This is a genomic window from Aquincola agrisoli, from assembly GCF_036621135.1.
Classification (GTDB): Bacteria; Pseudomonadota; Gammaproteobacteria; order Burkholderiales; family Burkholderiaceae_C; genus Aquincola; species Aquincola agrisoli.
The window spans coordinates 79,388-104,156 of the sequence record NZ_JAZIBG010000024.1 but is presented as its reverse complement, the minus strand read 5'-3'; the positions used below and the strand labels follow the sequence as shown (position 1 = coordinate 104,156).

Below are 24,769 nucleotides of genomic sequence, written 5' to 3'. Positions count from 1 at the left end.
ATGACTGCAACAACGACGGCCACGCCGGCGCACACCGAAGGCCTGCACCCCGTGCTGCCGCAGGACGGCCTGGCCGGCACGCTGGTGGGCCGTGTCTGGCGGGCCGGCGCACCCGCCGGCCCGGCCGTGGTGGCGCTGCGCTCCGACGGCGTGTTCGACCTGAGCACGCACTTCCCCACGATGAGCACGCTGCTGGAAACCAGCCAGCCGGCGCAGGCCGTGCAATCGGTGATCGGCGAACGCCTGTGCAGCGTCGAGGCGCTGCTGGACAACAGCCGGACCGAAGGCCGCGACGACAGCCTGCCCTGGCTGCTGGCGCCCTGCGACCTGCAGGTGGTGAAGGCCGCCGGCGTGACCTTTGCCGCCAGCATGATCGAACGTGTGATCGAGGAGCAGGCCGGGGGCAACGCCAGCCGCGCGCACGAGCTGCGCAGCCAGGTCACGGCGTTGATCGGCAGCAGCCTGTCCGACATCCGCCCCGGTTCGGCCCAGGCACAGGCGCTGAAGGGCCTGCTGCAGCAGAAGAAGCTGTGGTCGCAGTACCTGGAGGTGGGCATCGGGCCCGATGCCGAGGTCTTCACCAAGGCGCCGGTGCTCGCTTCGGTGGGCCATGGCCAGGACATCGGCATCCGCGCCGATTCGGACTGGAACAACCCGGAGCCCGAGGTGGTGCTGGCCGTCAACAGCCGCGGCGTCATCGTCGGCGCGGCGCTGGGCAACGACGTCAACCTGCGCGACATCGAAGGCCGCAGCGCGCTGCTGCTCGGCAAGGCCAAGGACAACAACGCCTCCTGCGCCATCGGCCCCTTCATCCGCCTGTTCGACGGACGCTTCGGCATGGACCAGTTGCGCCACGAGACCGTGCACCTGCACGTGGCCGGCAGCGACGGCTACACGCTGCGCGGCATCAACACCATGGCCAGCATCAGCCGCGACCCGGCCGACCTGGTGGCGCAGACGCTGGCGTGCCACCAGTACCCGGACGGCTTCATGCTGTTCCTGGGCACCCTCTTCGCGCCCACCGAGGACCGCGACCAGCCCGGCGGCGGCTTCACCCACAAGCTGGGCGACGTGGTCACCATCCAGAGCCACTGGCTGGGCAGCCTGCGCAACCGCGTGACGCATTGCGAGGCCGCACCGCCCTGGCGCTTCGGCCTGCGTGCCTTCATCGGCAACCTGGCCGCCCGCGGCCTGCTGCAAGGGGCGCGGCTGTGAGGCTGATCGACGCCGTCATCGAGCGGTTCTGCCGCGCCATCGACGTCCTGATCGCCGCAGCGCTCGCCGTGATGGTGGTGCTGGTGTTCGGCAACGTCGTGTTGCGCTACGTCTTCAACTCCGGCATCGCCGTCAGCGAGGAAGTGTCGCGCTGGCTGTTCGTCTGGCTGTGCTTCATGGGCGCGCTGGTCGCGCTGAAGGAAGGCGGACACCTGGGCACCGACATGCTGGTCGCGCGCCTGCCGGTGGCCGGCAAGAAATTCTGCATGGTGCTGGGCCACCTGCTGATGCTGTACGTGACCTGGCTGTTCCTCGACGGCAGCTGGCAGCAGGCCCGCATCAACCTCGACATGGAAGCGCCGGTGACCGGCACCCCCGTGGCCGTCTTCTATGCATCGGGCGTGGTCTTCTCGGTCTGCGCCGGCGTGCTGCTGCTCCTGCAGCTCCTGCGCGTGCTGACCGGCCAGGCCCGTGAGAGCGAGCTCGTGATGATCAAGGAATCGGAAGAGCAGGCCGAACTCGAAAGCCTGCAGGCCGAGCTGGCGCGCAGCGACGCGCAGCGCGACCTGCCCCCCGCCACTTCCTCCAGCGGCACCTCCATCGGCCCACGTCCATGACCGTCTTCATCTTTCTCGGCAGCCTCCTCGGCTCGATGGCGCTGGGCATTCCCATCGCCTACGCGCTGCTGGCCAGCGGCGTGGCGCTGATGTGGCACCTGAACCTGTTCGACGCGCAGATCCTGGCGCAGAACTTCATCGACGGCGCCGACAGCTTTCCGCTGCTGGCCGTGCCCTTCTTCATGCTGGCCGGCGAGATCATGAACGTCGGCGGCCTGTCGCGGCGCATCGTCAACTTCGCGCTGGCGCTCGTCGGCCACGTCAAGGGCGGGCTGGGCTACGTCGTGATCCTCGCGGCCTGCCTGCTGTCGGCGCTGTCGGGCTCGGCCGTGGCCGACGCCGCCGCGCTGACGGCGCTGCTGCTGCCGATGATGATCAAGGCCGGGCACAAGCGCGACGTGTCGGGCGGCCTCATCGCGGCGTCGGGCGTCATCGGGCCCATCATTCCGCCCAGCATCGGCTTCGTCATCTTCGGCGTCACCGCCAACGTGTCGATCAGCAAGCTGTTCATCGCCGGCATCGTGCCCGGCGTGATGATCGGCCTGGCCCTCGCGCTGACCTGGTGGTGGGTGGGCCGCAAGGAGACGCTGGCACTGCCCGAGCGCAAGACGCGCGCCGAAGTCTGGGCCGCGGCGCGCGAATCGCTGTGGGCGTTGATGCTGCCGGTGTTCATCCTGGTGGGCCTGCGCATGGGTGTGTTCACGCCGACCGAAGCGGCGGTCGTCGCCGCCGTCTACGCGCTGTTCGTCGCCAACGTGGTGTACCGCGAACTGCCGCTGCGGGCCCTGTTCCGCATCTTCGTCACGGCGGCCCGCACCACGGCGGTGGTGATGTTCCTGGTGGCCGCGGCCATGGTGTCGGCCTGGCTGATCACGGTGGCGAACCTGCCGGCGCAGGTGGTGGACCTGCTGCGCCCGCTGCTGGACAACCAGACGCTGCTGCTGGTCGCCATCATGGTGCTGGTGATGCTGGTGGGGACGGCCATGGACATGACGCCGACCATCCTGATCATGACGCCGGTGCTGATGCCGCTGATCAAGGCGGCCGGCATCGACCCCATCTACTTCGGCGTGCTGTTCATCATCAACAACTCCATCGGCCTGATCACGCCGCCGGTGGGCACCGTCCTCAACGTGGTGGCCGGCGTCGGCCGAATGAAGCTGGACGAGGTCACCCGCGGGATGCTGCCGTTCATGGCGGCCCAGTTCGCGGTGATGTTCCTCATGATCGTCTTCCCGCAGACGGTGCTGGCGCCGCTGCGATGGTTCTATTGATGTTCTGACCACGGAACGTCGGTCCGCCCTGCGCCGCCCACGAGGCGGCGCCGGAGGCCGCAGGCAAGCAAGAAGGAGTGACTATTGGACAGAACAAACGTCGCGTTTGTCGATTTGTCGTCTCGACAGCGGCGCTGACGGGTCTATCGCCGGCGCCCGCCGCAGGGCGGCACAGTCTGGCAAAGACTTCCCGATCGCCTAATTATTCAAATGGATGGGACAATGTTTAAGAAATTCAGACTCAATTCGATCGTTATTGCGCTGCCAACGGTATTTGCAGTCGCCACCGGCGCCATGGCCGCCGAACGGCCGACCAATCCCGCCGACTGGCCGGCGGTGAAAAACGTCTACAAGGATTACTTCCTGATCGGCGTCGGCACCACGCTGAATGCGGCGAACTACGGCGACGACATCGTGCCGGGCGAGAACTCGAGCGCTGCCATGACCGTCAAGCACTTCGATGCCCTGACGCCCGGCAACGCCATGAAGCCGGAGTTCTGGAACGGCGGCATCGCGAATCCGGCCCCCACCTTCCTCACCAACCTGACGTCGGGCCTCAACAACCACATCAAGGCCGCCAACGCCCGCGGGCTCAAGGTCATCGGCCACACGCTGCTGTGGCACAACCAGTCGGCCTTGTGGCCTGCCGCCAACGTCCTCACGCCGGATGGCAAGTGGGAGACCCCGTGGGACTACGCGACGGCCAAGACGAACCTCGAGTACTACATCAAGACGGTCGCCGGGCACTTCGACCAGCAGCCGTTCAGGACGTACGCCTGGGACGTGGTCAACGAGGCCTTCAAGGACAACCCCGAGAACCCGGCCGACTGGCGCAACGCCCTGCGCACCGGCTACAGCCCGGAGGAACGGCCGGCCCGATGGGCCCAGGCATATTCCAAGGGCGGCAAGAGCTGGGACTACATGTACGACGCGTTCTTCTTCGCGCGTCAGAACACCACCGCCATACTGAACTACAACGACTTCAACGACAACGAACGGGATTCGAAGGCGACCGCGATCGCCTCGATGGTCAAGGAGTTCAATGAGCGGTACGCGGCTGAATCGGCCGCAGGCAAGGGCAGGATCCTGCTGGACGCCAAGGGCAACCCCCGGCCGCTGGTCGAGGTGATCGGCACCCAGGGCCACTGGGACATGCGGCTCAGCATGGACGCCTTCGAGCGGGTCATCAAGACGTATCTCGAAACCGGCGTGAATGTCGACCTGACCGAGCTGGACCTGGCCCCGGTTCTGGGCCTGGACAAGGGCCAGCGGATCCAGAACGGCGCTGAGATGAACGACCTCTTTTTGGAGCAGGGCGTCCAGTACGCGAAGCTGTTCAGCTTGCTCAAGGAGTACGCCGCGGGCCCGGGCGGCCGCCACCCCGAGTACAAAGGCGGCGTGCACCGCGTCACCTGGTGGTCGATGACGGACCCCGGCTACCACACCAACGGCTACCTCTGGTCGGGCGTCGGTCAACCCAAGGAAGCCTACTGGGCCGTCACGAACCCGGAGCAGTACCTCATCGACGCAGGCTTGCCGCCGAATGGCGTGACCGCGACCTTCAGCTACGGCGGAGAGACGTTCAAGGCCAGGACCTGGGGCGGCAAGCAGGCTCAAGCGATGCTCGACATCAACGTGCCGGTCGGCACGAAGAACGTCAACTTCAGCGCCGCCAACGTCTCCCTGCCCGCAGGGTTCGCCGTTGAAAGCATGAAGTTCAACCCGCCGGACTGCGCCGTGATCCCCGGCAAGCCGTGCCATGTGACGGTGACCGCACGGGGCCCGGAACCGGCCGCTGCCTACCGCAACGTCGGCGTGGAGAACACCGCGACCTTCGTCCTGTCCTTCGGGCAGATGGCGGTGTCGTGGATGAACGCCACCAACAGCTTGGAAGCGCCCCTCCACTATGCCGAAGTTCGCTTCAGCGACGGCGTGACCAAGTTCAAGCAGTACAAGACGGCCTATGGCGGCGACGGCATCGCGAAGGCGTCCGGCGTCACCGAACTGAAGGCCGTCCCGAAGCATGGGCACGGCACGCTCGTCCTCTCGCCCCAGGATCCCATCGCTGGTCCGATCGGGTTGCGGCTGGGCAAGGATGCGGCGACGGAGAAGGCCTGGCGGGTCGCCAAGCGATTCGAACCCGGCAGGACGTACATGGTCGTGTCTGCGGCATCGGCCTCCCAGGAAAACGGGGAGACGAAGGCCTATGCCCTGACCAACCGGTCCAAGCCCGCGACCTCTGCCGCGCCTGAATCGCTCTCGCGTACGCCCGTGGTGCTGCGTGGCGACACGCTCCTGCCCTTGAGGAACACGAATGCGCCCGAGAGTGAACCGGCGCTGGCGCAGGACAACCACAAGTTCGTCTTCGAGGAGATGAAGAGCCCGGCTGCCGGCCCCTACGCCACGCAGGAAGGCCACACGATGATCAGCTACATCCACGGCACCAACGTCTACCCGCATACGGTATTCCGGGGCAATGGCGCCACCGGCACGGTGGTGGCGGGCCAGCATTCGCTGATCACCAGGCAGACGAACGGCCAGGAAGGCTCCCAAATCGCCGACAAGGCACTGGATCAGGCGGTGTGGTTCAACACGCCGATCGACCAGCGGACCGGCGAGATGAAGATGTTCCTGTACACCGGCAAGAGCGGCACCAACCAGCACTACGTGTTGAAGGAAGTGGCGGATGGCACTACGCCGAACCGGGACAGCGGCAACGCCATCAGCCAGCGGCAAGGGTCCGTGGGCGGGTTCGTCGCGATGCAGGCGGGCAGCCCGGAGGAAGGCACGGCCGTCAAGCTGTACGCGCACGACATCGAGCCGTACGTGCCCGGCGACGTGAACGGCGATGCCCAGCTGACCTGCGCCGATCTCTCGGCTGCCACGGCGTCCCTCGGCAAGCGCACCGGCCAGGCCGGCTTCCTGCGCACCGCCGACATGGATCAGAACGGCATGGTCGATGTCCGCGACGTCGCCGCCGTCTCGCGCCTGCTGCCCGTCGGCACGGCCTGCCGCTGACCACACCCCACTCAGTTCAGAAAGGTTCAGTCATGAAATCGTCCAATGTTGTTCTGCGGGCAGGCCCCCGCTTCGGGGCGGCCGGCCTGCTGGCTGCAGCCCTGCTGTGCGGCAGCATCGCGCCCGCCCATGCCGTGCCCACGTTCTCGCTGGTGCCTTCGGCCACGACCGTGCAGCAGAACCAGTCGTTCTCCGTCAGCGTGATGGCCGGTGACCTCACCGACCTGTACGCATACCAGTTCGACGTGAGCTTCGACGCCAGCCTGTACCAGGTGACCGGCTTCAGCCTAGGCTCGTTCCTGAGCCCCGACGGCTCCTCGTTCTACTTGCCGGGCACGATCGACAACACGACGGGGACCGTGTCGTTCGTCCTGGAATCCCTCGTGGGCCCCGTCCCCGGGACCAGCGGCTCGGGTGTGCTGGGCACCATCAACTTCAGCGCGCTGCCCACCGCCTCGGGGACCGGCAGCATCGGCCTGAACGAGCTCAGCGCCTACAACTCGGCGTTGGAAGCCATCAACCTGGCACCGGTGGCCATGGCCACGGTGTCCGTCGTGCCCGAGCCCGCCACCTGGGGCATGTTGTCGCTCGGACTGCTGGGCGTACTGGGCCTGCGGCGGCAGCGGTCGGCCGGCGCTTTCCAGTCTTGATCGGCCCGGACGTCGCCTGACACCCCCGGCTGCACTGCAGCTCCAAGGGCCCGCAAGGGCCCTTTTTTTGGGTCGCCGGCTCCCACCAGGCTCGCTGGTTGCGCCGCATCGGGAAAACACCAGCCTTTCGACGCAATAACGTACAGGTCATTGCGCAACCGGTATCGAAGGCGGCAAGTCGGCGCCGCTAAATTTCCTGGGCACCTTTCCAGGAGACAACACCATGACGAAGCTGAGAGCTTCCCTTGCACTGATCTTCGGCCTGGCCACCGCGGGCACGGCCGGCGCGGTCGACCTCGTCATCGCCACCGTCAACAACGGCCACATGATCGAGATGCAGAAGTTGTCCAAGCACTTCGAGGCGGCCCACCCCGACATCAAGCTGAAGTGGGTCACGCTCGAGGAAGGCGTGCTGCGCCAGCGCGTCACCACCGACATCGCCACCAAGGGCGGCCAATTCGACGTGATGACGATCGGCCTGTACGAAGCGCCCATCTGGAGCAAGAAGGGCTGGCTCGCCGAGATCAAGACCGACGCCGCCTACGACGTCGACGACCTGCTGCCGGCGATCCGCTCGGGCCTGTCGCAGGACGGCAAGCTCTTCGCCGCACCGTTCTACGGCGAGAGCTCGATGACCATGTACCGCGCCGACCTCGTCAAGGCCAAGGGCCTGACGATGCCGCCGAACCCCACGTGGACGCAGATGGCCGAGATCGTGTCGAAAATCCACGACCCCGCGGCCGGCGTGTACGGCCTGTGCCTGCGCGGCAAGCCGGGCTGGGGCGACAACATGGCCTTCCTGACGACCATGGTCAACACCTACGGCGGCCAGTGGTTCGACATGAGCTGGAAGCCGCAGATCGATACCAAGCCCTGGAAGGACGCGATCACCCAGTACGTCGAGCTGATGAAGAAGTACGGCCCGCCCGGCGCCTCGGCCAACAGCTTCAACGAGAACCTCGCGCTCTTCAACGAAGGCAAGTGCGGCGTGTGGATCGACGCGACGATCGCCGCCTCGTTCATCAGCGACCCCAAGCAGTCCAAGGTGGCCGATAAGGCGGCCTTCGTGCAGGCGCCGACCGCGGTGACGCCCAAGGGTGCGAACTGGCTGTGGTCGTGGAACCTGGCCATTCCCGCGTCTTCGAAGAAGGCCGACGCGGCGCAGAAGTTCATCACCTGGGCCACCTCGAAGGACTACGTGAACCTGGTGGCGAAGGAATCCGGCTGGCACGCGGTGCCCACCGGCACGCGCAAATCGACCTACGCGAACCCCGAGTTCCAGAAGGTCGCGAAGTTCGCCGCCGAGGAGAAGAAGGCAATCGACAGCGCCAACCCGAACGACAGCACGCTGCCCAAGTCGCCGTACGTCGGCGTGCAGTACGCGGCCATCCCGGAGTTCCAGGCGATCGGCATCGCGGTGGGCCAGCAGATGAGCGCGGCGCTGGCGGGCAAGGCCACCGTGGAGCAGGCGCTGAAGACCTCGCAGACCGCGGCGGAGCGCTCGATGGCCAAGGGCGGCTACTACAAGTAGGCCGGGAGGCCCTGCCATGTCCCGCTTCCTCCCCCGCGTGCTGATGGCGCCCGCGGTCGCCACGCTGTTCCTGTGGATGATCGTTCCGCTGGTGCTGACGATCTACTTCTCGCTGATCCACTACAACCTGCAGGAGCCCGGCGAGCATCCCTGGGCCGGCCTGGAGAACTACCACTACTTCATCACCGACCCGGACTTCTGGCCGTCGGTGATGAACACGATCCTGCTGCTGGGGTGGGTCATCATCATCACGGTGGGGGCGGGCATCGGCCTCGCGCTGCTGGTCAACGAGCCTTTCCCCGGCCAGGGCATCGTGCGGGTGCTGCTGATCTCGCCGTTCTTCGTGATGCCCACGGTCAACGCGCTGCTGTGGAAGCACATGATGATGAACCCCATCAACGGCGTGCTGGCCCACCTGTGGCAGTTCTTCGGGATGACGCCGGTCGACTGGATGACCGACCGGCCGTTGATGGCGGTGATCCTCATGCTGAGCTGGCAGTGGCTGCCCTTCGCCTGCCTGATCTTCATCACGGCGCTGCAGTCGCTCGATCGCGAGCAGATGGAGGCCGCGCGCATGGATGGCGCCAACAAGCTGCACCAGTTCTGGTACCTCACGCTGCCGCACCTGGGCCGATCGATCGCCGTGGTGATCATGATCGAGATGATTTTCCTGATGAGCGTGTTCGCCGAGATCTTCACCACCACCAGCGGCGGGCCGGGCAACGAGAGCACCAACCTCTCGTTCCTGATCTTCAAGCAGGCGCTGATGAACTTCGACGTCGGCGTGGCCTCGGCCGGCGCGCTGTTCGCGGTGATCCTCGCCAACATCGCGGCGGTGTTCCTGATCCGCATGGTCGGCAAGAACCTGGATTGAGGCGGCCTCACCATGAAAAACACGTGTGGCGGTTGGCGGTTGGCGGCAGAGCGGGACGACGGGGCACTGTGCTCCGCGAATGTCCCCCGGGCCGTGACCGGCCCTCCTCTTATTTCGCTGCGCACAGCGCCCCGCCGTCCCGCTCCAGCACCGCCGTGCCGGTTCTCCCGCAGCAGAACACCGCCGCCCCTGCCGAGGGCGTCGGGTATCCGACGCAGCGAAATAAGAGGAGGAGGGCCGGCGGGCCGGCCCGGGGGACATTCGCGGAGTCGGATACCCGGCGCCCTCGGCAGCCCGCCCAGCAGCAGCACGGAAGCGCCCAATCCGCCCAGCACCACGGACCGATGACATGAGCACACAACCCACCGTCCCCATCGTCCGCACCTTCTTCGCCTGGGCGCTGGCGCTGCTGCTGTTCTTCCCGCTGTTCTGGCTCGCGCTCACGGCCTTCAAGACCGAGAGCCAGGCCATCGGCGCGCCCACCCTCTTCTTCACGCCGACGCTGGAGACCTTCGCCGAGGTGCAGCAGCGCAGCGACTACCTGCTCTACGCGCGCAACTCGCTGATCACCAGCGTCGTCTCCACGCTGCTGGGCCTGCTGATCGCCGCGCCCGCTGCCTACTCGATGGCCTTCTTCCGCACGAAGAGCACACGAGACATCCTGATGTGGATGCTGTCGACCAAGATGATGCCGGCCGTCGGCGCGCTGGTGCCGGTGTACGTGATGGCGCAGACCGCGGGCATGCTCGACACGCTGCCGGCGCTCATCATCGTGTTCACGCTGTCCAATCTGCCGATCATGGTGTGGATGCTCTACAGCGCCTTCAAGGAGGTGCCGGGCGACATCCTCGAGGCCGTGCGGCTCGACGGCGCGACCGTCGGCGACGAGTTCCGCCACGTGATCCTGCCGCTGACCATGGGCGGCATCGCGTCCACCGGCCTGCTGTGCCTGGTGCTCGCGTGGAACGAGGCCTTCTGGTCGCTCAACCTCACCTCGGCCCACGCCGGCACGCTGGCCGCGCTGATCGCGCAGTACTCCAGCCCCGAAGGCCTCTTCTGGGCCAAGCTGTCGGCCGCCTCGCTGCTCGCCATCGCGCCCATCATCGTGTTCGGCTGGTTCAGTCAAAAGCAGCTTGTCCAGGGCCTGACCTTCGGTGCAGTGAAGTGAGCCCCCCAGTCGCTTCGCTCCTGCCCCCGAGGGGCGCCACCCAGCGGCCCGGCGGAGCCGGATCCGCGGGCGTAGCTTGATCCGCAGCGCACGCTGCACGGAGATTGATATGGCATTTCTGGAACTGAAGAACATCGTCAAGGAGTTCGGCCCGGTGCGCACCATCAAGGGCGTCGACCTGGCGATCGAGAAGGGCGAGTTCATCGTCTTCGTCGGCCCGTCGGGCTGCGGCAAGTCGACGCTGCTGCGGCTGATCGCGGGCCTCGAATCGATCACCAGCGGCAGCCTGCACCTCGACGGCCGCGACATCACCGACCTGCCGTCGAGCAAGCGCGACCTGGCGATGGTGTTCCAGTCGTACGCGCTCTATCCGCACATGACGGTGTTCGACAACATGTCCTTCGCGCTGAAGCTCGCGAAGGTCGACGTCGCCGTGCGCAAGGAGAAGGTCGAGCGCGCCGCCAAGATCCTGAACCTCACGCCCTACCTGCAGCGCACGCCGAAGGAGCTGTCGGGCGGCCAGCGCCAGCGCGTCGCCATCGGCCGCGCGATCGTGCGGGCACCCAAGGTCTTCCTGTTCGACGAGCCGCTGTCCAACCTCGACGCCGCGCTGCGCGGGCAGACGCGCGTGGAGATCGCGAACCTGCACCGCGATCTCGGCGCGACCACGATCTACGTGACGCACGACCAGGTCGAGGCGATGACGCTGGCCGACCGCGTGGTGGTGCTGCGCGACGGGCTGATCGAGCAGGTGGGCACGCCCCTGGAGCTGTACGACCGGCCGGCCAACCAGTTCGTCGCGCAGTTCATCGGCACGCCGCAGATGAACGTGCTGAAGGCTGCCGCGCTGCCGGAGCTCACGCGCGTCGCCGGCCCGCGCCTGCCGGCCGACGGCGCCGTCGGCGTGCGGCCCGAATACGTGCGTGTCGTCGCTGCGGGCCAGGGCCTGCCGGCCAAGGTGGAGCTGATCGAGTCGCTCGGCTCCGACACGCTGATCCACACCCGCATCGGCACCGACGTGCCGCTGGTCTCGCGCCAGTCGGAACGCACCACGCTGCAGATCGGCGACGCCGTGGGCATCCAGATCGACGACGCGATGCTGCACTTCTTCGACAAGCAGGGCCGCGCGCTGCGGCCGCTGCAACAAGCCGCATGACGCCATGAACCACCTTGCACCCATCCAAGGGCGGGCCGGGCGCCGGGCCGCTCCCAAGCCGGCCCGCGTCCCCTCGGGGGACCGGCCGACGTACCCGTCGGACGAGGGGCGGTCATGAACGTCATCCTCCACCTGGGGCTCGGCTCGTTCCACCGCGCGCACCAGGCCGTGTACCTCGACGACCTGATCGAGAAGGGCGACACGTCGTGGCACATCGTCGGCGCCAACCTGCGCGACGACATGGCCGCGACGATGGCGGCGCTGGCCGCGCAGGGCGGCGAATACACGCTGGAGACCGTGACGCCGGCCGGCGAGCGCACGTACCGCCGCATCCGCTCGATCCGGCAGGTGCTGCCGTTCGACGCCAGCCTCGCCAACGTCATCGAGGTGGGCGCGCAGCCGTCCACGCGCATCATCAGCTTCACCGTCACCGAGGGCGGCTATTACCTCGACGAGCACCACAGGCTCGACACGGGCTTTGCCGACGTGGCGAGCGACCTGGCGGGCACCACCCGCCAGACGATCTACGGCGCGCTGGCCGCCGTGCTGGCCGAGCGCATGCGCCGCGACGCCGGGCCGGTGACGCTGCAGAACTGCGACAACCTGCGCAGCAACGGCGAGCGCTTCCGCTCCGGCCTGCTCGACTTCCTCGAACGGCGCGGCGACGGCGTGCTGCGCGCGTGGGTCGAAGCGAACACCACCTGCCCCAACGCGATGGTCGACCGCATCACGCCGCGGCCGCTGCCCGAGGTGGCCGCGCGTGTGCAGGCCGCCACCGGCTGGGCCGACCAGGCGCCGGTGATGGCCGAGCGCTTCATCCAGTGGGTGATCGAGGACCACTTCGCCAACGGCCGCCCGGACTGGGAAGCGGTGGGCGTGGAGATGGTGCCCTCGGTGCTGCCCTACGAGGAAGCCAAGATCCGCGTCCTCAACGCGTCGCACAGCTGCATCGCCTGGGCCGGCAGCCTGATCGGCCTGACGCACATCCACGAGGCCGTGGCCGTGCCCGCCATCCGCCGGATGGCGTACGACTACGTCACCGACGACGTGATCCCCGCGCTCGATCCGCCCGGCGCGCCCTGCCCGCTCGACCTGGCGGCCTACCGCGACGTGGTGCTCGACCGCTTCGGCAACCCGTACCTGGCCGACACGCTGCAGCGCGTGGCGGCCGACGGTTTCTCGAAGATCCCCGGCTTCATCCTGCCGACGCTGCGCGACCGCCTCGCCGCGGGCCAGCCGATCGACGCGACCGCGATGCTGCCGGCGCTCTTCTTCGCCTTCCTCGGCCGCTGGCACCGCGGCGCGCTTCACTACGCCTACCAGGACGGCGTGATGGCGCCGGCCACCGCGCACGGCTTCTTCGCGTCGCCCGACCCGCTGTCGGCCTTCTGCGCCGATCCGCTGCTGTGGGGGCCGCTGGCCGGCCATCCGCAGCTCGTGGCCGCGGTGCGTGCCGCCACGGCACGGGTGGACGCCTTCGTCGCGGCGCACGCAGTGCGGACGGTAGCCCCGTGAGCGGCGCCCGGCTCGTGGGCCAACATGCGCTGCTCACCGGCGCGGGCGGTGGCATCGGCCTGGCCGTGGCGCAGGCCTTCCTGGCCGAAGGCGCGCGCTGCACGGTCGTGGAGCTGGCAGGCCAGCCGAACGCCGACGTGCTGGCGTTGATGGCGCGGCACGACGGCCGGGTGGCCTACCGCGCCGCCGACGTGGCCGAGGTGCATGCGACGCCGCAGTGGGTGGCGGCCGCGGCCGAGCGCTTCGGCCCGGTCGACGTGCTGTTCAACAACGCCGCGGTATTCGACCTGGCGCCGCTGCTCGAATCGAGCGTCGAGAGCTACCACCGGCTCTTCGACGTGAACGTGAAGGGCATGTTCTTCACGATGCAGGCGGTGCTGGCGCAGATGGTGCAGCACGGGCGCCGCGGCAGCGTGATCAACCTGGCCTCGCAGGCCGGGCGCCGCGGCGAGGCGCTGGTGTCGCACTACTGCGCCACCAAGGCCGCGGTGATCAGCTACACCCAGAGCGCCGCGCTGGCGATGGCGCCGCACGGCATCCGCGTCAACGCGATCGCGCCGGGCGTCATCGACACGCCGATGTGGGCGCACGTCGACAGCCTCTTTGCGCGATACGAGGGCCTGCGGCCGGGCGAGAAGAAGGCGGCGGTGGGCAAGGCCGTGCCGCTCGGGGCGATGGGCCGCCCGCAGGACGTCGCGGGCGCGGCGGTGTTCCTCGCGAGCGGCGAGGCGGCCTACATCACCGCGCAGACGCTCAACGTCGACGGCGGCAGCGTGATGAGCTGAGCCGCACAATCCGCGAGAGAACCGATCCGACCGCAGGAACGCCCATGGCCACCCCCCGCAGCAAGACCCCGGAGCTGGAACACGACGTGGGCCGCACGCCCAACCTGGGCTACGAGCCGGTGGGCACCTACGGCTTCGTGCGCTACCTCGAGCACGGCGTGCCCAACCCGCTGGTGCGCTGGCACTACCACGACGAGTACGAGCTGCACCTGATCATCGGCTCGCACGGCAAGGCCTTCGTCGGCGACTACATCGGGCCGTTCGAGCCCGGGCACTTCGTGCTCACCGGCCCCCGGCTGCCCCACAACTGGATCTCCACCGACCTGCCCGAGGAGGGCCTGCCGCTGCGCGACCTGTGCCTGCAGTTCAACGACGGCCCGATCCGCCAGGCAGCCGCGCTGATCCCGGAGCTGGCCGAGGTGCTGCCGCTGCTGGAGCGGGCGCGCTACGGGATCGAGTTCTTCGGCCTGTCGGACCGCGCGCGCGAGCGCTACGCGCGCATCAAGCAGCTGCACGGGCTGCAGCGCTTCGCCGAGTTCACGGCGCTGCTGGGCGACCTCGCGCGCTGCACCGACTACCGGCTGCTGTCGAGCGTGCAGCTGCAGGGCTTCGACGACGACGCCTCGCTGGCCAAGATCGGCGGCATCGTCGAATACATCACCGAGCACAGCGCGGAGCCCTTCTCGATGTCGCAGCTGTGCGCCAAGGTCGGCATGACGGAGAGCGCCTTCTCGCGCTACTTCCGCCGCGCCACCGGCAACACCTTCACCGACTTCGTCAACCGCCTGCGCATCACCCGCGCCTGCCAGCTGCTGATGGAGACGGACCGCTACATCACCAACGTCTGCTACGACGTCGGCTTCAACAACGTGGCCAACTTCAACCGCCGCTTCCTGCAGATCAAGGGCATGACGCCGAAGGAGTTCCGCCGGCAGGCGGAGGCGCGCTTCGGCCCCGGCAGCTGATGCGCCGCCGCGCCGTGGCGTTCAGGCCAGCACCGCCGCCAGCACGAAGCCGGCGATCCACAGGGTGGTGATGCCCATCAGCAGCGCGGGGCGCCAGCCGGCCTGCAGCACCTGCCGGAACGAGGCCTTCATGCCCAGGGCGGCCGCGCCCATCGTCAGGCAGGCCTGCGACACCTGGCCCACCCCGGCCTGCAGCGCCTGCGGCAAGCCGCCGGCCGAGTTGAGCGCGACCATGCCGAGGAACATCAGCAGGAACCACGGCAGCAGCGCCCGCCGGTGCGCCACCGGCGGGCCGGCCGCGTCGCGTCCGCGGGCACGGAAGGCCCAGCCCACGCCGGCCACCACCAGCACCAGCAGCGAGACGCGGAAGAGCTTGACGATGGACGCCACGTCGCCGACCTCGTTGCCCATCGAATAGCCGGCCACGACCACCTGCGCCACGTCGTGGATGGTGGCGCCGAGGAACAGCCCCGCCAGCCCGGGCGGCAGCTGCAGCAGCCGGGCCGCCAGCGGGTAGACGAACATCGCCAGGGTGGACAGCAGCGTGGCCATCACGACGACGGCGAGCGTCTGGCGGTCCAGCTCTTGCGTCCGCGGCAGCACGGCGGCGATGGCCAGCGCGGCCGAGGCGCCGCAGATGGCCGTGGCGCCGCCCGCCAACGCGCCCAGCGGCGCGGGCAGCCGCAGCCAACGTGCCGCGAGCCAGCCGCACACCAGCGTGCTGGCGGAGGCCACCACGACGGTCAGCGCGGTGCTCCAGCCCAGCGCCGCCACCTGGTCCACCGTGATGCGCGCGCCGATCAAGCCGATGCCCCAGCGCAGCACCACCTGCACGCAGAACTCCACCCCGGGCGCGGTGCGCGGATCCTGGCTGTGGTGGTGCAGCAGCGTGCCGAAGAGCAGCGCGTACAGCACGGGCGGGCCGGCGTGCAGGCCGGTGACGAAGGCCGCGGCCAGCACGATCACCGCACACAGCGCCAGGCCGGGCAGCCAGCCCCGGGCCTGCTGCGCGCCGGCCGAGAGCCGGCCCCACCGTGGGAACTGCAGCCTCAGCGCACGCATCGCCGCCCGCTCACTTCTCGACGAACGCGCGCTCGATGACGTAGTGGCCCGGGTGGCTCATGTTGCCCTCCGACAGCCGGAGCTTGTCGAACACGCCGCGCAGGTCCTTCAGCAGCTCGGGGCTGCCGCAGAGCATGAAGCGGTCGTGCTCGGCCGACAGCTCGGGCAGGTGCAGGTCGCGCGTGAGCTTGCCCGATTCCATCAGCGCCGGGATGCGGCCCTGGTGGCGGAAGGCCTCGCGTGTCACCGTCGGGTAGTACAGCAGCTTCTTCGCGACGTCGTCGCCGAACCACTCGTTGCGCGGCAGTTCGCGTTCGATCATGTCGGCGTAGGCCAACTCGGCCACCTGCCGGCAACCGTGCACCAGCACCACCTTGTCGTAGAGCGCATAGACCTCGGGATCACGGATCACGCTCATGAAGGGCGCGAGGCCGGTGCCGGTCGACAGCAGGTACAGGTGCCGCCCCGGCAGCAGGTTCTGCGTGAGCAGGGTGCCGGAGGGCTTGCGGCCGACCAGCACGGTATCGCCCACCTGCACGTGCTGCAGCCGCGAGGTGAGCGGGCCGTCGGGCACCTTGATGCTGAGGAACTCCAGCGTCTCCTCGTAGTGCGGGCTCACCATGCTGTACGCGCGCAGCAGCGGCCGGCCGTCGACCGTGAGGCCGATCATCGTGAACTGGCCGCTCTGGTAGCGGAAGCCGGGGTCGCGGGTGGTGGTGAAGGAGAACAGGCGGTCGGTCCAGTGGTGGACGGACAGGACCTTGGCTTCGAAGAGATTGCTCATGTCATCGATGCTCGTTGCGAGTGGATGGCGTGCAGGCCGTGCAGGTAGGCCCACGGGAAGATGCCGCGGTCATGGCCGTCGTCGAACCGCAGCTGCAGGCCGACGTCGCTGACCAGCTCGAGGCCGGCGAGGCGGCTGTCGGGCGGCGCGAACGTGCCCTTGATGCGCGCGTTCTGGCAGCCGGCGCAGCGGCAGGCCTGTCGCAGCACGGTGGAGGGCAGGCGGCCGCTGGTGCCGTCGGACCAGGCCAGTTCCAGGTCGCCGGAGGCCTCGTGCAGCACCAGGTTCACGGGCCAGGTCGATGCGGTGCTCATACCACCCCCGTCACGCCTTGCGGCCCAACCTCGACACTGAGCCCGGCCAGCCCGCCGTCCTTCAGCTCGCCGCCCATCGCCGCCAGGCTTTCTTCCCGGATCAGCCCCTTGATGGTCCGCACCATCGACTGGAACGACGCGCTCGAGGTCATCTCCGCGGTGCGCGGCCGCGGCAGCGGCACGGTGACCTCGGCCTTGATGCGGCCGGGCCGCGCCGTCATCACCAGGATGCGGTCGGACAGGAACACCGCTTCGTCGATGTCGTGCGTGACGAACAGCACCGACAACCGCAGCCGCTGCCACATGTTGGTGAGGATCTCCTGCATCACCACGCGCGTCTGCGCGTCGAGCGCGCCGAAGGGCTCGTCCATCAGCAGCACCTGCGGGCTGGTGGCCAGCGCGCGCACGATGCCCACGCGCTGGCGCATGCCGCCCGAGAGCTGGTCGGGGTAGTGGTTCTCGAAGGCCAGCAACCCGGCCAGGCCGAGCAGCGTGCGCGCCTGCGTCTCGCGCTCGCTGCGGCCCACGCCCTTCATCTTCAGGCCGAACTCCACGTTCTTGCGCACCGTCATCCACGGGAACAGCGAGTACTGCTGGAAGACGACGCCGCGGTCGGGCCCCGGGCCGTCGATGGTGCGCCCATCGAGCGCCACGCGGCCGCCGCTGGGCTCGATGAAGCCCGCCACCGCATTCAGCACGGTCGACTTGCCGCAGCCCGAAGGCCCGATCAGCGACACGAATTCGCCGGGCTTCACATCGAAGCCCACGCCGTCGACCGCCCGCACCGAGGCGCCCTTCACGTCGAACCGGATGTCGAGGCCCTGGACCTCGATGTGGCCGTGCCGCGCGGTCATGCCCGGCCTCCCTGCGCGCTGCGCACATGCCACGGCATCAGCGCCCGGCCTGCCAGGTTGATGAGCGCGCTGCACAGCAGCCCGAGCAGGCCGATGACCACCATGCCCAGCACGATCTCCGGGTAGGCGATCAGCGAATAGGCCTCCCACGTGGCGTAGCCGATGCCGAACTGGCCCGAGATCATCTCGGCCGCGATCAGCGACACCCAGGCCACGCCCATGCCCACCGCCAGGCCGGTGAACACGTGCGGCAGCGCGCCGGGAAGCACCACGTGGGCGAGCACCGCGCCTTCGCGGGCGCCCAGCGAGCGCGCCGCGCGCAGCAGCACCGGGTCGAGCGACTGGACGCCGTGCACGGTGTTCAGCAGGATCGGGAAGAACGCGCCGAGGAAGGTGATGAACACGATGCTCGACTCGTTGTCGGGCCACAGCATCACCGAGATCGGCACCCAGGCGATGGCCGGGATCGGCCGCAGCACCTCCAGCGCCGGCAGGCTGAGCCGGCGCACGAGGCGGTAGCGGCCGATGAGCAGGCCCAGCGCCACGCCCGCCACCGTGGCCAGCGCGAAGCCGATCAGGATGCGCCGCAGGCTGATCAGCACGTTCATGCCGAAGCGGCCCGACTGGCCCACCTCGATCGCCTTCGCCAGCACGTCGGCCGGCGTGGGGATGTTGCCGAAGCGCACGTAGAAGTCGAGCTTGAAGGTGGTGGCGAGGTGCCAGGCGAGCAGCACCGCGCCGATCGACACCAGGCCGAGCAGCAGGCCCGGCAGGCGCGTCGCGAGCCAGCGGCCGGCGCCGCCGCGTCCGGGCGCCGGCGGGGTGGCGCCCGGACGCGGCGCGGCATGCACGATGGGCAGTGCCGACAGCGTGGCGCCGGCGTTCGAGGACTCGTCGGGGTCGGCGGCTTCGTGCGGCGCGTGGCGCACGAAGCCGCCGTCGATCAGTTGGGCGGCTTGCATGGCGATGGCTGTGTGGTGTGGGTTGGAAGGCTTACTTGGCGGATGCGGCGAGCGCCAGCGTGGGCTTGGCCTGGTCCAGCGCCTCGGCATAGGTGGCGACCCGCCCCTTCACCTTGGCCGCGTGGGCCTCGGCATCGCCCTTGAGGAGGAAGGGCACGATCTGCGGCTGCTTCGCGTCGCTGGCGTCGAGCGCGTAGAAGGCCTTGTCGGCGAACACCTTGATGCCCAGCGCCTTGTCGTAGAGGTAGCCCACGGCCACCTTCTTGCCCTCGGCCTCGTACTGGCGCACGCCGGCCAGCAGGCAGTTGGGCGAACTCACCGTCACGATCTCGCCGCTGGCCAGCCAGATCTCGCCGGCCTCCTTCGGCCGCGTCACCGGCACCTTGCACACCGGGTCGTTGCCGGTGATGTCGTAGTTCGACAGCGTCTGCTTCTGCGCGTCGTAGTCCATGCCGCGCGCCTTGAAGGCCTGGCGCACGTAGGTCTCGTTGACCCACGCGTCCATGTCCAGTTCCTTGATGCGGCCCATCCTGGCGAGCACGCCGTGGCCGGTCTTCAGCGATTCGATCCAGCGCGGCTTGATGCTCGGGTCGAGCGTGTGGATGCCGCCGGGGCCGAGGTAGAGGTAGGCCACCTCCTTCTCGATCTTGGTCCACTCCTCCACCTTCTGGGCCGCGAGCTTCGGGTTCTTGCGCACCCAGTCGTTGGCCTCCAGCAGCGCCTGGATGTAGGCGACGACGGCCTCGGGGTACCTGTCGGCGAAGTCCTTGCGCACCACCACGCCGTGGAAGGTCGGCACCTTGGTCTGCGCGCCGTCGAAGATCTTGCGGGCGAAGCCGCGGTAAGGCAGCAGTTCGGCGAAGGGCACGAAGTCCGCGTGCGCGTCGATCTTCTTTTCCTGCAGGTTGGTGGTGCCCACCTCGGGGCTCTGGCTTACCAGGTTCCAGTAGTCGGCGGGCCAGCCGCGCTCCTGCATCGCCTGCAGCACCATGCCGTGCGCGGCCGAGCCGAAGGGCACCGAGAGGGTCTTGCCCTTCAGCTCCGAGAGCTCGTAGTAGGGGCTGTCCTTGTGCACCACCACGCCGTTGCCGGCGCCGAAGGCGTTGTAGGCGATGACGGCCACGAGTTCGGTCTCGTTGCCCTTGTTCTGCTGGCCCACCGAGCCGTTCACCAGCAGCGGGTAGTCGCCCATCATGCCGATCTGCAGCTTGTTGGCGACCATGCCGTTGGTCACCGGCGGGCCGGAGGTGAAGTTCTGCCAGTCGAGCTTCCACTCGACGTTCTGGTACTTGCCGGTCTTCGGCAGGTACTTCTCCAGCAGCTTCAGCTCCTTGATCGCCACGCCGCCGGTGATGGTGTTGGTGGTGGTGTTCTGGGTGCCGATGCCGATGGTCACCACCTGTTTGGCCTGCGCCAGCACGAGAGTGGGCACGGTGCCCAGCACCGCCAGGGCCAGGCCGCGCCGCGCAACGCGGTGCAGCAGGCGGGCGATCGCAGGGCGGGACGGAAGGAATCGGTCGAGAAGGGCCTGGGACATCTCACTGCTCCGGTTGATTCGCCAAAAGGGGGTCTGTCTCCGTCGTCGTTCTTCATGCAAGGCGCGTGCGCGCCGCGGCGGTCTCGTCAGGCCGCCTGGGGCACCGATTCGTCGAGCAAGGGCCGCTTGCCGGTGCGCTCGGCCCACTCGTCGGCATCGGCCAGCGGTTCCTGCGATGCGGCGATCACCGGCCACGCCTTCGCGAGCCGGCTGTTGATCTCCAGGTACTCGGCCTGCACCGGCGGCAGCTCGGCGGCCTCGACGATGGCTTCCACCGGGCATTCGGGGATGCAGACGCCGCAGTCGATGCAGGCCTCGGGGTCGATCACGAGGAAGTTCGGGCCCTCATGGAAACAGTCCACCGGGCACACCGCGACGCAGTCGGTGTATTTGCAGCGGATGCAGGCTTCGGTCACCACATGGGTCATGGCAGGCTCCTTGCGTTCAGGCGGCCACGGTGCCGCCGTTGAGCTGGATCGCGGTGAGCGCGAGCTTGGCGAGCTTGCGCACGTCGGGGTCGCTGTCCTGCAGCGCCTGCTCCAGCAGCGTGATGCCCCGCGGATCGCCGATCTCGCCGAGGGCAATCACCACCTCCTTGCGCAGGTTGCTCATCGGGTGCTGCAGCGCGGCGCCGAGCGCCGGCACGGCCGCCCTCGCCTTCAGCCGGCCCAGGCTGCGCGCGGCCTTCACGCGCACCTGCCAGTACGCGTCGTCCATCGCGGCGACGAGGTCGGGCACGCCGAGCGCCGAACGCAGCTTGCCGAAGGTGGTGGCGGCTTCCTCGCGCACCTGCCACACCTCGTCGCGCAGCGCACGGGCCAGCGCGGGGTGCACGCTGATGTCGGAGGTCTCGGAGGCGAAGCCGATCGCGCCCACCGCGGCGCGGCGCACGTCGGCATCGGGGTCGTGCGCCATCAGCCGGGCCAGTTCGCCCAGTGCCTGCGGCTGCTTGAGGTAGCCCAGCACGCCCACCGCGGCGCGGCGCACCGCGGCATCGGCGTCGTGCAGCGCCGCCAGCGCGGGCGCCATCGCCTCGGCCACACGCAGCGGCTTCACCGCCGCCAGCGCGGCGGCCTTCACCTGCGGATCGGCGTCTTCCAGGTAAGGCAGCAGGTGGCCCGCCGACGCGGGCTGCTTCAGCTCCGCCAGCGTGGTGGCCACCACCTCGCGCACGCCGGCATCGGCGTCCTTCAGCAACGGCACCAGCGCGGCCAGCACCTCGTCGTCCTCGAAGCCCTCGAGCGCCTTGGCCGCCTCGGTGCGCACCAGCGCGTCGGGGTCGGCCAGGGCCTTGACGAGCCAGGGCGCGACCTCGTCCTCCTCGTCGCTGTACGGCAGGTCGAGCACCGCGACGCGGCGCACCGCGGCGTCCTCGTGCTGCAGGCGTTGATGGATGTGCATGGCCGGCTCCTCAGCGCACGAGGTAGGGGATGTTCACGTGGACGGCGCCGGTCGGGCAGTCCTGCTCGCAGGGCATGCAGTACCAGCACTCGTCGAACTTCATGAAGGCCTTGTTCTTCACCATGTCGATGGCGAGCAGGTCGAGCGGGCACACGTCGACGCAGACGGTGCAGCCCTTGTCGGCGATGCACTTCTCCTCGTCGACGACGACGGGGGCCTGCGTGCGGGTCAGGGTGATGGTCATGGCAGCTCCTTGGGTCGGATGCGGGCGGCACGGGGCCCCCCGCGGCACAACGGGTGTCGGGAAAGGCAGGGGTGCGGCAGGCCTCGCCTGCCGCGCGGTCGGGTCGTCAGGCGGCCTTGGCGGTCTCGGCCACGCGCAGCCGCTGGTAGGCGGTGCGCTCTTCCTCGTTCAGCTCGACGACGTAGGGCTCCACCGCGCGCTTGCGGAACACGGCGTTGCCGTCGCCGTCGCTGGTCACGTTGGTGTGGCAGAACCAGTTGTCGTCGTCGCGCTGCGGATGGTCGACGCAGTAGTGGTACAGGCCCCAGCGGCTTTCGGTGCGGTAGAGCGACGAGCGCGCGGCCAGCTCGGCGCAGTCGCGGATGGTGTGGGCCTCCATCGCGCGCATCAGCTCGTGCGGGTCGGTCGCGCTCATGTGCTGCAGGTCTTCGCGGATCTCCTCGAAGCGCTGCAGGCCGATCTCCATCTTGCGCGTGACCTTGGGCGGCTGCAGGTAGTCGTTGACCATGCGCCGCGTCTTGAACTCGACCTGGAACGGCGTCAGTCCCTCGCTGCGCTGCAGCGGCGCGGCGATGCGCGCCTTCTCGTCGGCGATGCGGTCGGCGTCGAGGGTCGACTGCGCCGTGCGGCCCACGTAGTCGGCGGCGTTCTCGCCGCAGAACTTGCCGAACACGAAGGCGCCCAGCATGTAGCTGTGCGGGATGCTCGCGCAGTCGCCGGCCGCGTACAGGCCGGGGATGGAGCATTCGCCGCGCTCGTTCGTCCAGATGCCCGAGGCGCTGTGGCCGCTGCAGAAGCCCACTTCCGAGATGTGCATCTCGATCATCGACTGGCGGTAGTCGGTGCCCCGGCCGGCGTGGAAGCGGCCGCGGCTCGGCCGCTCGTTGGTGTGCAGGATGTGCTCGATCTCGCTGATCGTCTCCTCGGCGAGGTGGTCGAGCTTCAGGAACACCGGGCCCTTGCCGCTCTGCAGTTCGTTGTAGAACTCCAGGATCATCTGGCCGCTCCAGTAGTCGCACTCGATGAAGCGCTCCCCGGCGTTGTTCGAGGTGTAGCCGCCGAAGGGGCCGGTGACGTAGGCGCAGGCCGGGCCGTTGTAGTCCTTGATCAGCGGGTTGATCTGGAAGCACTCGAGGTTGGTGAGCTCGGCCCCCGCGTGGTAAGCCATCACATGGCCTTCACCGCAGTTGGTGGGGTTCTCGTAGGTGCCGAACATGTAGCCCGAGGTGGGCAGGCCCAGGCGGCCGGCGGCGCCGGTGCACAGGATCACGGCCTTGGCCTTGATGACGTAGAAGTCGGCCGTGCGGCAGTCGAAGCCCATCACCCCGGCGATCTCGCCCGCCGGGCCGGTGAGCAGCCGCGTGGCCACCACGCGGTTCGTGATCTCAACGCGCGCACGCTTCATCTGCCGGTACAGCACGCGCTTCATATGGTGGCCCTCGGGCATCGGCAGCACGTAGCTGCCGATGTGGTGCACCTTGCGCACGGCGTAGTCGCCGGTCTCGTCCTTCTCGAACTTGATGCCCCAGCGGTCCAGCTCCTGGATCATGTCGAAGCTGCCGTTGGCATAGGCGTACACGCCCTTCTGGTCGACGATGCCGTCGTTGGCGACGGTGATCTCCTTGGTGTACTGCTCGGGCGTCGCGTGGCCGGGGATCACGGCGTTGTTCAAGCCGTCCATGCCCATCGAGATGGCGCCGCTGCGCTTGACGTTGGCCTTGTCGAGCACCAGCACGCGCAGCTTGGGGTTCTTCTCCTTGGCCTTCACCGCGGCCATCGGGCCGCCCGTGCCGCCGCCGACGACGACGATGTCGTACTCGAGTTCGATCGTGTTCATGCCTGCCCTTTCGTGGTGGGTTTCAACGCTCAGCCCTGAGGCCCGGGTCCGCGGTTGACGCGGACGGTGTACTGGAACGCGTCGCCGCGGTAATAGAGGTGTTCGTAGTCGATCGGCGCGCCGGCCGCGTCGTGCGTGGTGCGCTCGATGAAGAGCACCGGCGAGCCCTCCTCCACCTTCAGGTGGCCGGCCAGCAGCTCGTCGGCGCAGGTCGATCCGATGCGCAGGTCGGCGTGGCCGAGCGGCATGCGGTAGTCGCTCTCCAGGATCACGAAGATGTCGCGCGTGGCGAGGTCTTCCTTCGCGAGGCGGTTGCCGATGGCGGTGGGCACGTAGGTGGTATCGAGCGACACCGGCTCGCGGTTCAGGAGCCGCACGCGCTTCAGCTCGGTGACCATCGCGCGCTTGGGCAGCTGCAGCTTCTCCTGCACCTGCGCGCTGGGCTGCACGGTGCGGATCGAGATCACGCGGGCGAAGGCCTCGTAGCCCTTGCTGCGCATCGATTCGTTGAAGCCCTGGAGCTGGCCCAGGTCCTGGAAGGCCTTGGGCTTGGAGACGAAGGTGCCCTTGCCGTGGATGCGGAAGATCAGCCCCTCGTTCTGCAGGTCGTTCAGCGCCTGCCGCACCGTGATGCGGCTGACGGCGAAGGCCGACATCATCTCGCTCTCCGAGGGCATCTGCTGGTGCGGCTGGTAGCTGCCATCCAGGATGCGTGAGCGCAGCACGTCCTTGATCTGCTCGTACAGCGGCACCGGCAGGCCCGGTTGCACGTCGGCCTGCGAGGCGGGTTCACGCAGCGACACGACGCGGGCACCGGAGGAGGCTTTCAATCGGCTCATGGTCGTCAACTTGTTATGACGAGTCAGTACATGCACGCGGCGTGCCAGCCGGAAACCGCCCCGCGCCCTGGCGCGACGGTGGCAAGCGGAACGATCGAGGTGCAGAAACCGCCAGCGGTGTTGGAAACGGTGCAGCCCGCGCGCACGGATCCGTGCACGTCGGCCCG

General features: G+C 68.6%; 23 protein-coding genes. 12 read left to right on the top strand and 11 right to left on the bottom strand.

From position 1 onward, the window contains the following. From V4F39_RS10600 to V4F39_RS10545, 12 genes are all read left to right on the top strand, one after another. Complete coding sequence (locus V4F39_RS10600; RefSeq protein ID WP_332289333.1) at window positions 1-1,215, top strand: fumarylacetoacetate hydrolase family protein; 1,215 nt, start codon at window positions 1-3, stop codon at window positions 1,213-1,215. A 2-nt stretch (window positions 1,216-1,217) separates the two neighbouring features. Beyond that, window positions 1,218-1,832, top strand: coding sequence for a TRAP transporter small permease (locus V4F39_RS10595; protein WP_332289411.1), 615 nt, complete (start codon window positions 1,218-1,220; stop codon window positions 1,830-1,832). Beyond that, the gene (locus V4F39_RS10590; protein WP_332289332.1) at window positions 1,829-3,106 is read left to right on the top strand and encodes a TRAP transporter large permease subunit; all 1,278 of its coding nucleotides are present in this window, start codon (window positions 1,829-1,831) and stop codon (window positions 3,104-3,106) included. The genes V4F39_RS10595 and V4F39_RS10590 overlap by 4 nt, the downstream gene beginning before the upstream one ends. A 222-nt stretch (window positions 3,107-3,328) precedes the next feature. Then, window positions 3,329-6,124: an endo-1,4-beta-xylanase gene (locus V4F39_RS10585; protein WP_332289330.1), complete on the top strand. Its 2,796-nt coding sequence runs from the start codon at window positions 3,329-3,331 to the stop codon at window positions 6,122-6,124. Between the two features lie 32 nt (window positions 6,125-6,156). Then, window positions 6,157-6,774 (top strand): cohesin domain-containing protein, encoded by a 618-nt coding sequence (locus tag V4F39_RS10580; protein WP_332289329.1) that lies wholly within the window; start codon window positions 6,157-6,159, stop codon window positions 6,772-6,774. A 223-nt stretch (window positions 6,775-6,997) separates the two neighbouring features. Beyond that, window positions 6,998-8,305 (top strand): ABC transporter substrate-binding protein, encoded by a 1,308-nt coding sequence (locus V4F39_RS10575; RefSeq protein ID WP_332289328.1) that lies wholly within the window; start codon window positions 6,998-7,000, stop codon window positions 8,303-8,305. 16 nt (window positions 8,306-8,321) lie between these two features. Next, a complete protein-coding gene (locus V4F39_RS10570; protein ID WP_332289327.1) occupies window positions 8,322-9,179 on the top strand; it encodes a carbohydrate ABC transporter permease in 858 nt (285 codons plus the stop codon). Between the two features lie 349 nt (window positions 9,180-9,528). Next, window positions 9,529-10,347, top strand: a complete 819-nt coding sequence (locus V4F39_RS10565; protein WP_332289326.1) for a carbohydrate ABC transporter permease — start codon at window positions 9,529-9,531, stop codon at window positions 10,345-10,347. Between the two features lie 109 nt (window positions 10,348-10,456). After that, the gene (locus V4F39_RS10560; RefSeq protein ID WP_332289325.1) at window positions 10,457-11,503 is read left to right on the top strand and encodes an ABC transporter ATP-binding protein; all 1,047 of its coding nucleotides are present in this window, start codon (window positions 10,457-10,459) and stop codon (window positions 11,501-11,503) included. A 114-nt stretch (window positions 11,504-11,617) separates the two neighbouring features. Further along, window positions 11,618-13,018, top strand: a complete 1,401-nt coding sequence (dalD, locus tag V4F39_RS10555) for a D-arabinitol 4-dehydrogenase (RefSeq protein WP_332289324.1) — start codon at window positions 11,618-11,620, stop codon at window positions 13,016-13,018. After that, a complete protein-coding gene (locus V4F39_RS10550) occupies window positions 13,015-13,803 on the top strand; it encodes an L-iditol 2-dehydrogenase (protein ID WP_332289322.1) in 789 nt (262 codons plus the stop codon). Before dalD ends, V4F39_RS10550 begins: the two co-directional genes overlap by 4 nt. A 44-nt stretch (window positions 13,804-13,847) precedes the next feature. Further along, window positions 13,848-14,768 carry an AraC family transcriptional regulator gene (locus V4F39_RS10545; protein WP_332289321.1) on the top strand — a complete coding sequence of 307 codons (921 nt, stop codon included), beginning with the start codon at window positions 13,848-13,850 and terminating at the stop codon, window positions 14,766-14,768. A 21-nt stretch (window positions 14,769-14,789) separates the two neighbouring features. Here V4F39_RS10545 and V4F39_RS10540 read toward each other — a convergent pair whose 3' ends face one another. The 11 genes from V4F39_RS10540 to V4F39_RS10490 all read right to left on the bottom strand — a co-directional run bounded on the left by V4F39_RS10540 (window position 14,790) and on the right by V4F39_RS10490 (window position 24,602). After that, complete coding sequence (locus V4F39_RS10540; protein WP_332289320.1) at window positions 14,790-15,830, bottom strand: YeiH family protein; 1,041 nt, start codon at window positions 15,828-15,830, stop codon at window positions 14,790-14,792. A gap of 10 nt (window positions 15,831-15,840) precedes the next feature. Next, window positions 15,841-16,614 carry a ferredoxin--NADP reductase gene (locus tag V4F39_RS10535; RefSeq protein ID WP_332289319.1) on the bottom strand — a complete coding sequence of 258 codons (774 nt, stop codon included), beginning with the start codon at window positions 16,612-16,614 and terminating at the stop codon, window positions 15,841-15,843. Next, window positions 16,611-16,928 (bottom strand): DUF971 domain-containing protein, encoded by a 318-nt coding sequence (locus V4F39_RS10530; RefSeq protein ID WP_332289318.1) that lies wholly within the window; start codon window positions 16,926-16,928, stop codon window positions 16,611-16,613. The genes V4F39_RS10535 and V4F39_RS10530 overlap by 4 nt, the downstream gene beginning before the upstream one ends. Beyond that, entirely contained in the window at window positions 16,925-17,782 is an 858-nt protein-coding gene (locus V4F39_RS10525; RefSeq protein ID WP_332289317.1) for an ABC transporter ATP-binding protein, read from the bottom strand. Before V4F39_RS10525 ends, V4F39_RS10530 begins: the two co-directional genes overlap by 4 nt. Beyond that, window positions 17,779-18,744: an ABC transporter permease gene (locus V4F39_RS10520; protein ID WP_332289316.1), complete on the bottom strand. Its 966-nt coding sequence runs from the start codon at window positions 18,742-18,744 to the stop codon at window positions 17,779-17,781. Before V4F39_RS10520 ends, V4F39_RS10525 begins: the two co-directional genes overlap by 4 nt. Before the next feature lie 31 nt (window positions 18,745-18,775). Further along, a complete protein-coding gene (locus V4F39_RS10515) occupies window positions 18,776-20,281 on the bottom strand; it encodes an ABC transporter substrate-binding protein (RefSeq protein ID WP_332289315.1) in 1,506 nt (501 codons plus the stop codon). An 86-nt stretch (window positions 20,282-20,367) separates the two neighbouring features. Beyond that, on the bottom strand, window positions 20,368-20,709 hold the full coding sequence (fdxA, locus tag V4F39_RS10510) for a ferredoxin FdxA (protein WP_332289314.1): 342 nt from the start codon (window positions 20,707-20,709) through the stop codon (window positions 20,368-20,370). A 16-nt stretch (window positions 20,710-20,725) separates the two neighbouring features. Next, the gene (locus tag V4F39_RS10505) at window positions 20,726-21,682 is read right to left on the bottom strand and encodes a HEAT repeat domain-containing protein (RefSeq protein ID WP_332289313.1); all 957 of its coding nucleotides are present in this window, start codon (window positions 21,680-21,682) and stop codon (window positions 20,726-20,728) included. A 10-nt stretch (window positions 21,683-21,692) separates the two neighbouring features. Beyond that, window positions 21,693-21,926: a 4Fe-4S dicluster domain-containing protein gene (locus tag V4F39_RS10500; protein ID WP_332289312.1), complete on the bottom strand. Its 234-nt coding sequence runs from the start codon at window positions 21,924-21,926 to the stop codon at window positions 21,693-21,695. A 106-nt stretch (window positions 21,927-22,032) separates the two neighbouring features. Beyond that, on the bottom strand, window positions 22,033-23,763 hold the full coding sequence (locus V4F39_RS10495) for a fumarate reductase/succinate dehydrogenase flavoprotein subunit (protein WP_332289311.1): 1,731 nt from the start codon (window positions 23,761-23,763) through the stop codon (window positions 22,033-22,035). A 29-nt stretch (window positions 23,764-23,792) separates the two neighbouring features. After that, window positions 23,793-24,602 (bottom strand): GntR family transcriptional regulator, encoded by an 810-nt coding sequence (locus V4F39_RS10490; RefSeq protein ID WP_332289310.1) that lies wholly within the window; start codon window positions 24,600-24,602, stop codon window positions 23,793-23,795. Window positions 24,603-24,769: the final 167 nt, after the last annotated feature.

Coding starts and splice junctions, on each gene's coding strand:
- V4F39_RS10580 (WP_332289329.1), top strand. CDS start 6,157: ATGAAATCGTCCAATGTTGTTCTGCGGGCAGGCCCCCGCTTCGGGGCG.
- V4F39_RS10570 (WP_332289327.1), top strand. CDS start 8,322: ATGTCCCGCTTCCTCCCCCGCGTGCTGATGGCGCCCGCGGTCGCCACG.
- V4F39_RS10515 (WP_332289315.1), bottom strand. CDS start 20,281: ATGTCCCAGGCCCTTCTCGACCGATTCCTTCCGTCCCGCCCTGCGATC.
- V4F39_RS10575 (WP_332289328.1), top strand. CDS start 6,998: ATGACGAAGCTGAGAGCTTCCCTTGCACTGATCTTCGGCCTGGCCACC.
- V4F39_RS10490 (WP_332289310.1), bottom strand. CDS start 24,602: ATGAGCCGATTGAAAGCCTCCTCCGGTGCCCGCGTCGTGTCGCTGCGT.
- V4F39_RS10495 (WP_332289311.1), bottom strand. CDS start 23,763: ATGAACACGATCGAACTCGAGTACGACATCGTCGTCGTCGGCGGCGGC.
- V4F39_RS10500 (WP_332289312.1), bottom strand. CDS start 21,926: ATGACCATCACCCTGACCCGCACGCAGGCCCCCGTCGTCGTCGACGAG.
- V4F39_RS10540 (WP_332289320.1), bottom strand. CDS start 15,830: ATGCGTGCGCTGAGGCTGCAGTTCCCACGGTGGGGCCGGCTCTCGGCC.
- V4F39_RS10585 (WP_332289330.1), top strand. CDS start 3,329: ATGTTTAAGAAATTCAGACTCAATTCGATCGTTATTGCGCTGCCAACG.
- V4F39_RS10525 (WP_332289317.1), bottom strand. CDS start 17,782: ATGACCGCGCGGCACGGCCACATCGAGGTCCAGGGCCTCGACATCCGG.
- V4F39_RS10505 (WP_332289313.1), bottom strand. CDS start 21,682: ATGCACATCCATCAACGCCTGCAGCACGAGGACGCCGCGGTGCGCCGC.
- V4F39_RS10565 (WP_332289326.1), top strand. CDS start 9,529: ATGAGCACACAACCCACCGTCCCCATCGTCCGCACCTTCTTCGCCTGG.
- dalD (WP_332289324.1), top strand. CDS start 11,618: ATGAACGTCATCCTCCACCTGGGGCTCGGCTCGTTCCACCGCGCGCAC.
- V4F39_RS10560 (WP_332289325.1), top strand. CDS start 10,457: ATGGCATTTCTGGAACTGAAGAACATCGTCAAGGAGTTCGGCCCGGTG.
- V4F39_RS10590 (WP_332289332.1), top strand. CDS start 1,829: ATGACCGTCTTCATCTTTCTCGGCAGCCTCCTCGGCTCGATGGCGCTG.
- fdxA (WP_332289314.1), bottom strand. CDS start 20,709: ATGACCCATGTGGTGACCGAAGCCTGCATCCGCTGCAAATACACCGAC.
- V4F39_RS10535 (WP_332289319.1), bottom strand. CDS start 16,614: ATGAGCAATCTCTTCGAAGCCAAGGTCCTGTCCGTCCACCACTGGACC.
- V4F39_RS10600 (WP_332289333.1), top strand. CDS start 1: ATGACTGCAACAACGACGGCCACGCCGGCGCACACCGAAGGCCTGCAC.
- V4F39_RS10520 (WP_332289316.1), bottom strand. CDS start 18,744: ATGCAAGCCGCCCAACTGATCGACGGCGGCTTCGTGCGCCACGCGCCG.
- V4F39_RS10545 (WP_332289321.1), top strand. CDS start 13,848: ATGGCCACCCCCCGCAGCAAGACCCCGGAGCTGGAACACGACGTGGGC.
- V4F39_RS10530 (WP_332289318.1), bottom strand. CDS start 16,928: ATGAGCACCGCATCGACCTGGCCCGTGAACCTGGTGCTGCACGAGGCC.